Origin of the sequence: Streptomyces thermodiastaticus, from assembly GCF_014656135.1 — a bacterium.
Lineage (GTDB): Bacteria > Actinomycetota > Actinomycetes > Streptomycetales > Streptomycetaceae > Streptomyces > Streptomyces thermodiastaticus.
In genome coordinates this window covers 39,036-51,782 of sequence record NZ_BNBV01000010.1, presented here as the reverse complement: position 1 = coordinate 51,782, position 12,747 = coordinate 39,036, and the positions used below count along the sequence as shown (strand labels likewise).

Sequence of the window (12,747 nt, the reverse complement as noted above, 5' to 3'; positions counted from 1 at the left end):
CACGAGGTGGGAGGGGTGAGAGCCTTGAGCGGTGTGCCGTCAGGACGTGCCGGCCAACTCCATGACGTACCGTCCGTAGCTGGAGGAGGCCGACAGCTCCTTGCCCAGCAGGGTCAGCTGTTCCTTGCCGACGTAGCCCATGCGGTAGGCGACCTCCTCCACGCAGGAGATGCGGATGCCCTGCCGCTTCTCGAGCACCTGGACGAACATCGCGGCTTCGAGAAGGCTGTCATGGGTGCCCGTGTCGAACCACGCGGAGCCGCGGCCGAGGTTGACCAGCCGGGCCCTGCCCTCACGCACATACGTGAGGTTCAGGTCGGTGATCTCCAGTTCGCCGCGGGCCGACGGGGTGAGGCGGGCGGCACGCTCCACCGCCTCTGCTTCGTACATGTACAGACCGGTGACGGCGAGGTTGGAGGCGGGCTGGGCCGGCTTTTCCTCCAGCGTCACGATGGTGCCGTCGTCGTCGACGGTTGCGACGCCGTAGCGCTCGGGGTCGCTCACCGGGTAGCCGAACAGCGTGCAGCCATCGACCCGCTCGGTCTCCTCGCGGAGCATGTCGGGCAGACGGTGGCCGTAGAAGATGTTGTCGCCGAGAACGAGGCAGATGTCTTCGCCGTCCGTGAAAGGGGCCCCGAGAACAAGGGCTTCGGCGATGCCCCGCGGGGCGTCCTGGACGGTGTACTCGATACGGATGCCGAGGCGGCTGCCGTCACCGAGAAGCGTTCGATAGGTCTCCACGTGCTCGGGACCGGAGATGACCAGGATCTCGCGAATGCCGGCCTGCATCAGGACGGACAGCGGATAGTAGATCATGGGCTTGTCGTAGACGGGCAGCAGCTGCTTGGACTGCACGCTGGTCAGCGGTCGCAGCCGGGTTCCGGAACCGCCGGCGAGGATGATGCCGCGCATGATGATCCCCTTCGTTCTCGTCGGGCCACTGGTGATCGGGACTGCGTGTGAATCCGCACAGACCGCAGCGGGGCATCAGACGGTGGCCGTGGTCTGCGGCTCCCACCAGGAGACGTTCTTCCGGTACCAGGCGATCGTGTCCGCCAGGCCGTCTTCGAAGGGCACCTGAGGCCGGTAGCCCAACGCCCGCACTTTGCCGTAGTCCAGCGAGTAACGCCGGTCGTGTCCCTTGCGGTCGGTCACGGGACGGACCGAGGACCAGTCGGCGCCGCACGCGTCCAGGACGAGTTGCGTCAGCTCACGATTCGTCAGCTCGCGCCCGCCGCCGATGTTGTACACCTCGCCGGGCTCTCCCTTCGCCAGGACCAGGTCGATCCCGCGGCAGTGGTCGTCGACGTGCAGCCAGTCGCGGACATGGAGACCGTCGCCGTAGAGAGGCACCGTGCCGCCGCGCAGAAGAGTGGTGACAAAGAGGGGGATGACCTTCTCGGGATGCTGGTACGGGCCGTAGTTGTTGCTGCACCGGGTGATGCCGACGTTCAAGCCGTGGGTGCGGTAGTACGAGCGCACCAGCAGATCGGCGCCTGCTTTTGCCGCCGCGTACGGGGAATTGGGAGCCAGCGGCCACTCCTCGGTCCATGACCCGGCGTCGATGGACCCGTACACCTCGTCCGTGGAGACCTGGACGAACCGCGACACGCCGGACCGCAGGGCCGCCTCGAGCAGGTTGTGGGTGCCGAGAACGTTGGTGGTGACGAACTCGGCGGAGCTGCTGATCGAGCGGTCGACATGGGTTTCGGCGGCGAAGTTGACCACGGCGTCGACGCCGGACAGCAGCTCGGGTACCAGCACCGGGTCGGCGATGTCGCCTGCGACGAAACGCAGCGCCGGGTGGCCGGCGACCGGGGCGAGATTGGCCCTGTTGCCGGCATAGGTCAGCTTGTCGAGAACGGTGACGCGATCGACGGCGAGATCCGACCGGCCGTCGAGCAGCCGGCGGACGTAATGACTGCCGATGAATCCGGCTCCGCCTGTCACTAAAACGTGCATGGGGAAATCACCCTTCGACGGGACTCACGGGGTTTCTTCGACGAGCGGGCTTCCATCAGAGATCTGCAACCCAGTCGGAAGCGCCTGTGGAAAGGAATACTGCGGAACTGGCCCCGGGACGTCACCGGGTCTCTCTCAAAAAAACAGCGCAGCGCTCACCGCGTGCGATCATCGTAGAACATCGAACATGGGACCGCAACGCCCTACCTGCGCACCTAAGGGGCGAGAACTCGCACTGAACTGATGAAGGTTCACTTACCGCCGCGTAACGTCCGCGCGAATCCGCACGTCAGTAGAAGGAATGGAGTGACCCGTTCCGGTGGTCGCGGAGATGAGATGTGAGATGGGTTACAGCGCGATGGCTCACATCGTCATCGAGGCCGGCGGTCTACGCCCCTTGCGGATTGACGTGAGGTGTCGTTAGCTTCCTCCGCCGTGGGAGTGCCGCGAATTGCAGAGCGGTATTCGATGTCCATTGTCCCGACTCGCTCGGGGCGGATGGGAGAGCCATGCCCCTACAGCCCGGCCGCGCAGCCGGCACGGCGTCAGCCGATTTATGTGAACGGCCTCTTTCGAAAGTGTCGCGCGATGTGACGGTCGATCCCGGCGCGCTGGTCGAGGAGGAGGTGGAACTGTCCGCCGGTACGTCCGTCGGGCAGGGAGCCTGGGTGCGCTTCGGCACGACGGTAGGTGCGTCCGTCGTCGAAGGCGGTGTCTTCGTGGGCTTCCGCTGCGAGATCGCAGGGGCGCACATCGCGTCCGGATGCCAGATCGCCTCCCTGACCCGGATCGGCCGACCCGGTGCGCGACAGGTGGCCATAGAGGCCGGCGCCTGGATCGGCGCGCGGGCCGTGATCGAACCGGGGGTGCGGATCGGGCCCGGTGCCGTGGTCGCGGCCGGCGCGCACGTCACCTCGGACGTACCGGCGGACGCGGTCGTCGTCGGGCGCCCGGCGTACGTTCTGCGCCACCGGACAGTGGTGGAGGACGGGTCCCCGGACTTCAGCGCCATCATCGCCCGGGTGCGGGCCCGCGCCGACTCCAACCGCAAGCGGCTGCCCGACGGCTGGACCTCGGGCGGCGGCGGGATGCTCGACGCGGATCTGTCGGGTGGCCCCCGGGTCCGGCTGGGCTCCGGAGTGATCGCCATGGGCCGCGCGGACGGTCCCTCGCCCCAGGGCGGCGTGCGCGTCGGCCCCGACGTCGTCATCGGTGACACGTCCGTTCTCGAGGCCTCCGGCGGCATCGACATCGGGGCGGGAGCCGTCCTGGGGCCCCGCACGCTCGTGCTGTCGAGCGGCCACGATCTGTCACGGCGTTCCCTGCCCTGGAAGGACGGTCCCGTCTCGATCGGCGCGGGGGTCCGCATCGGTGCCGGCGCCACCCTCGTCGGACCCTGTGCGCTGGGCGACGGAGCCGTCGTCACTCCGGGGGCTCTTGTCGTCGGTGACGTCCCCGCAGGCCACACCACGTCCGGAGTCCTGGAAAGGAAGAACGCATGAGGATCGTCTTCGCCCCTGCCCCGACCGGCTCGGGGCACAACATGCGCAGCCTCGCCCTGGCCCGTGAGCTGCGCCGGCAGAACCCGGACACCGAACTCACCGTCCTGCTCGGCTCGTTGCAGCCGACCTTCGGCCCGCTGTTCGAGGCGGCCGGCGTCCGGGTGATCGACGTCGCGGGCGACCACGTCGACCACGCCACCCGCAGCAACCTCACCCGTGACCTGGGCTGGCGGACGTACATCGGGGACTATGTCGCTCCCGCGTTCGTCAACGGCGAACGGGTGCTGAGCTATCTGTCCTACTACCAGGATCTGGAAACGGACCTGGTGGTCAGCGACTACAACACCTCCGCCAGCATGGCCGCCGCCCTCAGCGGCACCCCGCACGCGCTCGTCACGGAGCGGTACGACTTCACGCTCGTCCAGATCGACGACCGCACCCTGGAGGCGGGTGGCTTCCGCGTCCACCACGAGGACCTCAGGCGAGGCCGCAACGCGCTGCACACCGTCTTCGACTGGATCGTCTCCACTGCCGAAGTCGTCCTGACCGACAAGCCGTACATCCCGGAACTCGACGAAGGCACCTGTGTCGCCCGGGCCATGGCGCAGGGCCGGGCGGTGTTCACCGGCCCCATGATCCGCGAGGTGCCCGAACCCGGTGACGGCGCGGCCGTCCGCGCCTCGCTCGGTCTCGGGCCGGGGCCGCTCATGGTCGGATCCGTCGGCGGCACGAGCATGTTCTGGGAGAACAAGCAACGGGTCATCGAGTCCTACATCCTGGCCCATCGCCGGCTGAAGCGTGATCATCCCGATCTGCAGCTCGTCCTTCTGGGCCGGGAGCGTGTGGAAGCTCCCGACGACGTGGTGGTCCTCACCTACCTCCCCGACTGGATGCCCTTGCTCCAGGAGGCCGATGTCCTGCTGTCGGCGCCGGGCTGGATCACCGTGACCGAGGTCGCCGCCCTGCGTGTGCCCACCGTCTTCGTGCTCGGCAGCCTCGCCGAGTATCACGAGGTCGAGGCCTCCGACCGGCTCGGCCGTCTCGGTTTCCCCTCGCTCGTCGAGCCGAACATCGACGAACTGGCCGATGCGATACGGCCGTTGATCGAAAAGCGGCAGGGGGCACGAAGCGCGGAGCCGACGCCCGCGCATCTGGCTGTGGCGCCGGAGGGACCGGGCACGGCCAAGGCTGCCGCTCTCCTCAGGGACGCCGCCCTGGCCGCACGTGCCCGGCGAGCACACAAGGCCGAGGAGGTGGCAGGGTGACCGATGCGACCTGCGACGACGTGTCCCTGATCGCCGGGGCGACCCGCATGCTGCTCGCCGGAGACGGGTCCACGACGGTCCTGCTGGAGGCGCTGCTCGACTGCCGTCTGACCGTGCACGTCGACCGCCAGACGGTCCGGCCCGCCGACCGGCTGCCCCCGGCCGCGCGCGCCGCCCTCGGTCTGAGCGCGGCGGATTGCGCGGTCGAACGCACCTCGACGCTGTGCACCCCGGCCGGAGCGGTGGTGAGCCGCAACACCGTGGTCTTCACCGCACCGCCGGCGGGCTGGTCGGGCTCCGCGCAGGATCTGGCCCCCCTCGGCCGCCGGCTGCGCGAGCGCCGCACGCGGCAGCACCGGGAGATCCTCTCGTCCGGGACCGCCGCATGGCCTGACGGTGACGGACGGCAACGGGTCTGCGTGTACAAGGAGTACGTCATCACGTGTGACGACGGTCGGCAGTTGTACGTCCATGAGCGCTTCAGCCCCGACCATGTGCGCCCGCCGGCCGTGAGCGGCCCGGAGCAGGACACCGGCCATCGCGTGCACGCACCGCACGCCTGCTGACAGACTCTCGGTCTGCTCGGCGCAGCCCTGTTGGCTGCCGGCTCGCGCGCTGTTACCATGGCCGAAGTTTCGATGTTCTACGAACAATGAAAAAAAGTGGGGATGCCTGCCACCTCACCCTCGCGACAGGAGTCAGCTCATGAGTCCGCCTTCACTGCGCACGTTCGTCCTGAAACACCTCTTAGACGCCCAGGGCCGCGTTCCCGCGGTCCTCGGCCGTGACGCGACCGACGTGATCACCCCCGACCGCGCCCTGCGCGACGCGGCACTCGCCCTCCTGGTGCTGCCCGGCCCGGACGACCAGGACCTGACCGCACGACTGTTGTCGGCCTTGCGGGAGTTCGCGGACGGCGAGCATCCCGGATACCGCGAGCTGCTCGATGTCACCGGTGTCCCGCATCCGGTGGGTGACGTCCGGACGCCCTCGGTCCAGGCGCTGGCCGCCTGGGCGCTGCACCGGGCCGGCGCTCTGCTCGGCGACACGGGACCGGCCGACGAAGCGCGCGCGATGCTGCGCCAGGTCGGCGCCGCGGTGATCCGCCACGCCTGGCCGGCCCGCCTGGACCGGTCCCTGTCCACGGTCCTGGACGGCGCGAGTCCGCTGGAGGAGGCAGCCGTCCTGGTCCTGGCCGTCGACGCGGTGGACGACGGCTCCCCCGAATGGTCGGCATTCCTCTCCGAGGCCGCACAGCACCTGGAGCGGTATGTGCACGGGGACGGCGTCTGGGCCTGTCTCACCCCGCGCGGCGAGCCGGACACGGTGTACGGCCACCGCACCCGCGCGAGCGCCCTTGCCTCGCTTGCCTGGTGCCGGCTCCACGAGCGGGGCCTTCGGGGGGCGGCGGACCGCGCACGTGCGGCGTTGCTGCACGTCGAGGCGCACCACCCGCACGTGGGAGCCCACGGCTACTGGGACCGCAGCGATGCCGACTCCGTGGTCCGCGTCGATCCGATCGCGGCCCTGCACGGCCGGCCGGACTCCCCGTTCCCCGCCAAGCTCGTCGGCGACCACGCCCTCCTCGCCCTGGCCGCCTGCCGGACCGCCGGACTGGACGGCGGCAACGGCGCGGACGGCCGGCTCAAGACGATGGCCGAGGAAGCCGCTGCCGAAGTCGAGCGGTACACCGACCCGGAGGCCGGCGGAGTCTTCCAGGGGCAGGGCAGCTGGTTCTCCACGCCGGTCGACCCGACCGTACCGCTGGCCCGGCACGTCATGGTGCCGCCCCGCACGACCGGCTCGTTCGCCGTGGGCAACACGACGTACGTGCCCTTCCACGCCAAGCACGCCCAGACCCAGCTGCTCGCCCTGGCGGCACTGGGCGACCAGCTGCCTGCGGCGGCCTCGGCACCGGAACTCACCGAGCGGCCGGAGCCAGAGCCGTTCGACAACGATCTCACCCACGTCGTCAGCGCCCCGCTGTCCGAGGGACTTGTCGACATACCGGGCTATCTGCGCTGGCTCAAGTCCACGGCCTCCGGCCTCGGCTACGGCCTCACCCCGTACCGCGCGCCCCTCGGCCTTCGCTCGGACTGTACCGCGCAGACCTTCTCCGTGCTCCACGTCGTCTCAGACCTGATGGCGCTGGGCGAACCGGTGCCGAACGTGCCGGGCGTGCTCACGGGTGTCTTCGCCACCCAGAACGCCGATGGCGGCTTCGGGGAGCAACCTGGCCTGCCGTCGGAGGCGTTCACCACCTACTGCGCGGTCCTGACCGCCGTTGTGCTGGGCGGTGCGGACCACCCGGACTTCGACCGTGAACGCTGTGTGGAGTTCGTACGGGCCTGCCAGCATCCCGAGGGCGGTTTCGGCAACGCGCCCGGCTACCCCTGCGACGCCTGGCACTCCCACCTCGCCGCGCTCACCCTCGTTGCGCTCGACGCACAGCCCGACCGTCCGGACGACCTGATCGCCTACCTGCTCAGCTGCCAGAACCCGGACGGTGGGTACGGCAATCAGCCCGGCTCGCCGTCCGACACGTTCGCCACCTTCCGCGTGGTGGACACCCTGGCCGCACTCGGCCTGCGTCCGCCGCGCGCCGACAGGACAGTCGCCTGGCTGCAGAGCCTGCAGACCGAGGCGGGCGGTTTCCGCTACCGGGAGAACGGTGCGGAAAGCTTCGTCGGCTCCTACCACGCCATCGCCGCGCTCTACGTCCTGGGTGCCCTCCCGGCCGACACCGCCGCCTGTGCGCGGTGGATCGCCGTCCGGCAGAGCGCCGACGGCGGCTTCTCCCGGACACCCGGCGGTGCGTCCGAGACCACCGACGAAGGGTTCATCGCCATCCAGGCCCTCCACATGCTCGAAGGGAAGCTCAACCGCTCGTGGGCGGTGATGATGACATGACCAGTGTTTCCTCGGCTCCTCCTGCTGCCACGGCGGCCGAAGACGGGCCCACGCCCTCGGCGCGGACCGTCTCCCTGCTCAGCTTCGCGACGATGTTCGTCATCGGAACCGACACGTTCCTGGTGGCACCACTGCTGCCGACCCTGGCCGGCACCTTCCATGTGTCCTCGGACGTCTCGGGCTGGATGGTCAGCGCCTACGCGCTCGGCTACGCGCTGTTCGCCATGGTCGCCGGCCCCCTGTCCGACGGGCGTGACCGGCGCAGGGTGCTGCTGACCGGGCTGATCGGATTCATCGTGATGACCGCGCTGTGCGGATGGGCGCAGGGCCTGTGGACGATGATCCTCTTCCGCTTCCTGGCCGGGGTGAGCGCCGCGTTCGTCTCCCCGCAGATCTGGGCATCCATCCCGGTCCTGGTGCGGCCGGAACAGATCGTGCGGACCATGGGCTTCGCCACGGCGGGCCTGTCCATTGCTCAGTTCGCGGGCATCCCGCTCGGGAGCTGGCTGGCCGCCGTCTCCTGGCACCTGCCGTTCTGGGCGATCGGTGTCGTCTCCGCCCTCCTGTGGCTGCTCCTGGCCCGTTTCTTCCCGTCGGTCCCGGGCCGTCCGCACGCTTCCGGCAACGGTGCGCGCTCGATTCTGCGGACGTACGCCACGGTCCTGGGCGCCGGCCGCCTGCGCTGGTACCTCCTGGGCTACCTGGTGTTCCAGACCGGCAACTTCGAGGCCATCTCGTTCTACGGCTCCTGGTTCACCAAGGACTTCGGTCTGGACGTCGGCGCGGTGGGCACGGCCATGATGGCGGTCGGCGCGGGCAACCTGATCGGCTCGCTGTTCGGCAGCCGGGTGGTGCGCCGTCTGGGCCTGTACCGGTCGCTGCTGACGGCGGTGCTCACCCTCGTGGTCCTGTACTGCCTGGTGCCGCTCGCGCCGAACCTTCCCACGGCGCTGGTGCTGCTGGCGCTGGTGATGATGGTGGCCGGGTTCGTTTTCCCGGTGTTCATGAGCGTTCTGCAGGAGCAGACGGACACCGCCCGCGGCACCGTCTCGTCCCTCGCCAACGCGGCGATGTACATCGGCACGACCGTCGGCGGCGCGGTCGGCGGTGTCCTGCTGGCCGATGTGACCGGCTTCTGGGGCGTCGCCGCGTTCACCATCGTCGCGTACCTGCTCTCGCTCGTGGTGTACGCGGTGGCCGGAGCGTTCCGCCGGCCGACGGTACAGCCGGAGGGAACCGACGGATGAGCACGGCAGTCGTCTTCGACCGGTACGGGACACCCGAGGAGCTGTACCGGGCCGACGTACCCGTCCCCGTGCCGGGCCCCGGCGAGGTGGTGGTCCGCTACGTCGCGATCGGTGTCAACCCCATCGACTGGAAGATCCTGCGGGGCGATCTGCGCTCACACGTGCCACTGGACCTGCCCGGCGGCTGCCTCGGGGTCGAGGCCGCGGGTGTGGTGGTCGACGTCGGCGCGGGTGTACGACGGTTCCGTACCGGTGATCCGGTCATCCGGCACGGTCGGCCCGGTACGTACCGCGTGCACGAGGTGGTTCCGGCCTCGCAGGAGGCCGACGAACTGACCGCGTGGCCCGCCCGGTTCTCCGCCGAGCAGGCCGCGGTGCTGCCCGTGGCCGCCGGCACCGCCTACTCGGCGCTCCGCCAGGTGCGGCTGCGCGCCGGGGAACGCGTCCTGGTCCACGGCGCCTCCGGCGGCGTCGGCCTCGCCGCGGTGCAGCTCGCCCTGCTGCTCGGTGCCGCAGAGGTGGTCGGCACGGCCTCGGCCCGGCACCACGAACTGCTGCGGCGCCTGGGGGCCGTGCCTGTCGAGTACGGCGACGGGCTGCCGGAGCGCCTCGCCCCGCTCGGCCCGTTCGACGCCTCGGTGGACTGCGCGGGCGGGCCGGAACCCGCCGAAGCGGCCGTGCGGTTCGTGGGCGACCAGCGGCGCCGGGTCACCATCGTGGCCGACCCGGACGTACAGCGGCGCGGGGTGCCGTATCTCGAACACGTGCCGCTGGAGCTGGCCTCCACTCTCGACCTGATCGGCCACAGCCCCTTCGAACTGCCCATCAGTGCGCGCTTCCCGTTGTCCCGTGCCGCCGACGCGCTCCGGCTCGGGCAACGTGGCGGGCTCGGGGGGAAGATCGTGCTTCTCACGGAGGAGTGAGCGCGGCACATCGCCCGGCACGGTGCCACTGACGTCCCGTCGAGACATCGCCCCCCACCATCCGCACCGAACAGGGAGGACAGAACAGAAACATGACATATCGCTATGACGCCGATCTCGTCGACGCCGCAGGGAATTTCGGGGTCTTCGACCTGACCGACCCGCGCGAGACCCGCGCCAAGCTGCTCGCGGCGAGCGCCGGACGCCCTGCCCCCGACACCACCGGCGTGGAGGTGACCGACCTGGAGATTCCGGGCCCGGAGGACAACCCGCTGGTCCCGGTGCGGGTCTACCGGCCGGCCGAGGCCGGGGAGGACCTGCCCGCGGTACTCAACATCCACGGCGGCGGCTTCGTCATCGGCCGGATCGAGGTCGACGACGAGACCTGCCTGGACATCGCCCGTCGGGTGCGGGCGGTCGTCGTCTCGGTCGGCTACCGGCTTGCGCCGGAGCATCCCTACCCGGCCGGCGTGGAGGACTGCTACGCGGCCCTGAAGTGGCTGGCCGGCACCGCCCGTGACCTGGGTGTGGACGCAGGCCGGATCGCGGTCCACGGGATCAGCGCCGGCGGTGGGCTGGCCGCGGCGGTGGCCCTCATGGCCCGTGACCGCGGCGGCCCGCGGATCGCCTTCCAGTACCTGGACCTGCCGGAGCTGGACGACCGGCGGGACACACTGAGCATGCGCCGCTTCACCGACACCCCCGGCTGGAACGCTCCGAACGCCGCACTCAGCTGGCGGCACTACCTGGGCGAGCGGGCGGGGAGCGAGGACGTACCCGTGTACGCGGCACCCGCCCGCGAGAAGGATCTGACCGGCCTGCCTCCGGCCTATGTGACGGCGCTCGAGTACGACCCGTGCCGGGACGAGGCGGTGGCCTATGCGGAAAAGCTCTTCGCGGCGGGCGTGCCCGTCGAGACGCACGTCTTCTCCGGCGCCTACCACTTGGCGTACCTCATCCCCACGGCCAGGGTCTCCCGGCGGCGGGCCGAGGAACGCGTCACCGTGCTGCGGTACGCGCTGCACGGCTGACCGGTGTGCCCAGGGCGGACGTCCACGAGGCGGCGCGCCCTGGCGACCGGACTTCACCATGTTCTACACTTGTAGAACATTGAAATTTTCCCGGGTTCGCCCGCCGGGGGACGGGGCACGGACCGATACCGACGAGGAGGTCGCGTATGCGCACGGCGCTCTACCACCCGGACCGGGACGAAATTTCTCTGGACAAGGTGCTGCACGCTCTGAGCGACCCGATCCGCCGTGACATCGCCCGGGTCATGCACGAGCAGGGCCCCCGGGTCTGCGGCCAGCTCGACTATCCGATCGCGAAGTCGACGCTCTCGCACCACCTCAAGGTGCTGCGTGAGTCCGGCATCATGCACACCGAGGTACGGGGCACCACCCGGGTGATCACGCTGCGCCGTGAGGACCTGGAGGCCCGTTTCCCGGGCCTGCTGGATGCCGTGCAGGTCACCGCCCCCGCTCCGGAACACGTCCTCTCCACGGTCTGAGGGACACGCAGACACTCCCGGCACGCCCGGAGTGCTCGGCGGCCGTTGACCGGTGGTCCGCCTCGTCCGGTCTTCCGAGAAGCAGGCCGACGGCCCCGGATCCGCCCACATCGGAGGGATCCGGGGCCGTCGGCGTTTCGCGCGCGGTGCCGTTCACTCCGGGGGCGTGGGAGTCTCCGGGGTGCGGTACATCGCCTGGATGTCCAGCTCCAGCTGCACGGTCGGGCCGACCACTGCGATGCCTCGGGCCAGCATGGAACGCCAGTTGAGGGTGAAGTCCTCGCGGTGCAGCTCCGTCTTCGCCAGCGCCGCGCAGCGCAGCTCCTGCTCGTAACCGCCGTTGACCGTGCCGAGATACGTGGTGTCCAGGGCCACGCTGCGGCTCACGCCGTGCATGGTGAGCGTTCCGTGCAGCGTCCACTTCTGGCCGCCGTGGTAGACGAACCGGGTGCTGGAGAAGTCGATGTACGGGTACCGCTCGACGTCGAGGAAGTCCGCGCTGCGCAGGTGGTTGTCGCGGGTCTTGTTGCCGGTGTCGATGCTGGAGGCGTCGATGCGCACCGACACCTGGGAGTCCGCCATGTCCGGCGCGACACGGATGCCGCCGTCGAACCGGGTGAACCGGCCGTGCACATGCGCCATGCCCACGTGCTTGGCGATGAACCGGATCGCGGTGTGCGGCGGGTCGAACATCCAGGTACCCGGCGTCGGCAGTTCCAGCTGACGGGCCGGCAGCAGCGAGACGCGCGTCGGCGGCAGGGCGACTCCGGCCGTGATGTCGACACTCTCGCGGGCCGGCGTCAGCCCCTCCGCCGCCGCCCGCACGCTGTAGGAGCCGGGCGGCAGCGTCGCCGTGAACAGGCCGAACGGGTCCGTGGTGCCGCGGGCGGTCACACGCTGGTTGGCGAGCGCGGTCACCGTGATCTCGGCGCCGCCCATGGGCTGCCCCATGGGATCGACGACCTCGCAGACGAAAGCACCGGCGCCGGCCGGCAGCGGCACCGCCAGACCTGACCCGGCAGTGGATGCACCGCGGGTACGTCGACGTCGGAGCAGTCCTAGGGCCATGCTGTTCACCCTTCTTGTGCACGTACCAGTACCGCGAGGCCCGCACGGTCGTCGGTGCGGGCGATCGCCAGAGGCCCAGCCGCCACTGGTTGCAGGTGCGATGAGATCAACTTTTGATGATCATAAAACAAGTGTGCGGTGGGCACTCGTCACTGGACATGGCGTGCGGTGGATTCCGGACACCGGCCCGGCCGCCCCGCACACCCATGTTCACATGCCACGACGCGGTGTCCGGGCCGCATCGCGTTGCAGGGCCGCGGTGGTGCAGCGCGGCCGGCGAGCCGTCGGTGTTCACACACCTTTCCCCTTCCCGTCACGCGGCCCGCACGGCCGGATGGCGTGCCGGGGGCCCGCGCAACC

11 protein-coding genes are annotated in these 12,747 nt (G+C 70.0%); 8 read left to right on the top strand and 3 right to left on the bottom strand.

Annotation, left to right across the window (positions count from 1 at the left end; all coding sequences use genetic code 11):
• Positions 1 to 39: 39 nt before the first annotated feature.
• Together rfbA and rfbB are read right to left on the bottom strand one after the other, a co-directional pair.
• The gene (gene rfbA, locus IE286_RS12135; protein ID WP_189796681.1) at positions 40 to 912 is read right to left on the bottom strand and encodes a glucose-1-phosphate thymidylyltransferase RfbA; all 873 of its coding nucleotides are present in this window, start codon (positions 910 to 912) and stop codon (positions 40 to 42) included.
• A gap of 75 nt (positions 913 to 987) precedes the next feature.
• The gene (gene rfbB, locus IE286_RS12130) at positions 988 to 1,962 is read right to left on the bottom strand and encodes a dTDP-glucose 4,6-dehydratase (protein WP_189796680.1); all 975 of its coding nucleotides are present in this window, start codon (positions 1,960 to 1,962) and stop codon (positions 988 to 990) included.
• Between the two features lie 590 nt (positions 1,963 to 2,552).
• On the opposite strand from rfbB, the gene IE286_RS27770 reads away from it, so the two are divergent.
• The 8 genes from IE286_RS27770 (at position 2,553) to IE286_RS12090 (ending at position 11,319) form a co-directional block, all read left to right on the top strand.
• Entirely contained in the window at positions 2,553 to 3,464 is a 912-nt protein-coding gene (locus IE286_RS27770; protein ID WP_308115037.1) for an acyltransferase, read from the top strand.
• Complete coding sequence (locus IE286_RS12120) at positions 3,461 to 4,729, top strand: hypothetical protein (RefSeq protein WP_189796678.1); 1,269 nt, start codon at positions 3,461 to 3,463, stop codon at positions 4,727 to 4,729. The genes IE286_RS27770 and IE286_RS12120 overlap by 4 nt, the downstream gene beginning before the upstream one ends.
• Positions 4,726 to 5,295, top strand: coding sequence for a hypothetical protein (locus IE286_RS12115; protein ID WP_189796677.1), 570 nt, complete (start codon positions 4,726 to 4,728; stop codon positions 5,293 to 5,295). The genes IE286_RS12120 and IE286_RS12115 overlap by 4 nt, the downstream gene beginning before the upstream one ends.
• Before the next feature lie 139 nt (positions 5,296 to 5,434).
• On the top strand, positions 5,435 to 7,639 hold the full coding sequence (locus IE286_RS12110) for a prenyltransferase/squalene oxidase repeat-containing protein (RefSeq protein WP_189796676.1): 2,205 nt from the start codon (positions 5,435 to 5,437) through the stop codon (positions 7,637 to 7,639).
• The gene (locus IE286_RS12105; RefSeq protein ID WP_189796675.1) at positions 7,636 to 8,886 is read left to right on the top strand and encodes an MFS transporter; all 1,251 of its coding nucleotides are present in this window, start codon (positions 7,636 to 7,638) and stop codon (positions 8,884 to 8,886) included. Before IE286_RS12110 ends, IE286_RS12105 begins: the two co-directional genes overlap by 4 nt.
• The gene (locus tag IE286_RS12100; RefSeq protein ID WP_189796674.1) at positions 8,883 to 9,809 is read left to right on the top strand and encodes an NADP-dependent oxidoreductase; all 927 of its coding nucleotides are present in this window, start codon (positions 8,883 to 8,885) and stop codon (positions 9,807 to 9,809) included. Before IE286_RS12105 ends, IE286_RS12100 begins: the two co-directional genes overlap by 4 nt.
• A gap of 92 nt (positions 9,810 to 9,901) precedes the next feature.
• Positions 9,902 to 10,840: an alpha/beta hydrolase gene (locus IE286_RS12095; RefSeq protein WP_189796673.1), complete on the top strand. Its 939-nt coding sequence runs from the start codon at positions 9,902 to 9,904 to the stop codon at positions 10,838 to 10,840.
• Between the two features lie 146 nt (positions 10,841 to 10,986).
• Positions 10,987 to 11,319: an ArsR/SmtB family transcription factor gene (locus tag IE286_RS12090; protein WP_189796672.1), complete on the top strand. Its 333-nt coding sequence runs from the start codon at positions 10,987 to 10,989 to the stop codon at positions 11,317 to 11,319.
• 153 nt (positions 11,320 to 11,472) lie between these two features.
• Here IE286_RS12090 and IE286_RS12085 read toward each other — a convergent pair whose 3' ends face one another.
• The gene (locus IE286_RS12085; RefSeq protein WP_189796671.1) at positions 11,473 to 12,387 is read right to left on the bottom strand and encodes a YceI family protein; all 915 of its coding nucleotides are present in this window, start codon (positions 12,385 to 12,387) and stop codon (positions 11,473 to 11,475) included.
• Positions 12,388 to 12,747: the final 360 nt, after the last annotated feature.

Coding starts and splice junctions, on each gene's coding strand:
- IE286_RS12120 (WP_189796678.1), top strand. CDS start 3,461: ATGAGGATCGTCTTCGCCCCTGCCCCGACCGGCTCGGGGCACAACATG.
- IE286_RS12100 (WP_189796674.1), top strand. CDS start 8,883: ATGAGCACGGCAGTCGTCTTCGACCGGTACGGGACACCCGAGGAGCTG.
- rfbB (WP_189796680.1), bottom strand. CDS start 1,962: ATGCACGTTTTAGTGACAGGCGGAGCCGGATTCATCGGCAGTCATTAC.
- IE286_RS12090 (WP_189796672.1), top strand. CDS start 10,987: ATGCGCACGGCGCTCTACCACCCGGACCGGGACGAAATTTCTCTGGAC.
- rfbA (WP_189796681.1), bottom strand. CDS start 912: ATGCGCGGCATCATCCTCGCCGGCGGTTCCGGAACCCGGCTGCGACCG.
- IE286_RS12110 (WP_189796676.1), top strand. CDS start 5,435: ATGAGTCCGCCTTCACTGCGCACGTTCGTCCTGAAACACCTCTTAGAC.
- IE286_RS12085 (WP_189796671.1), bottom strand. CDS start 12,387: ATGGCCCTAGGACTGCTCCGACGTCGACGTACCCGCGGTGCATCCACT.
- IE286_RS12105 (WP_189796675.1), top strand. CDS start 7,636: ATGACCAGTGTTTCCTCGGCTCCTCCTGCTGCCACGGCGGCCGAAGAC.
- IE286_RS12095 (WP_189796673.1), top strand. CDS start 9,902: ATGACATATCGCTATGACGCCGATCTCGTCGACGCCGCAGGGAATTTC.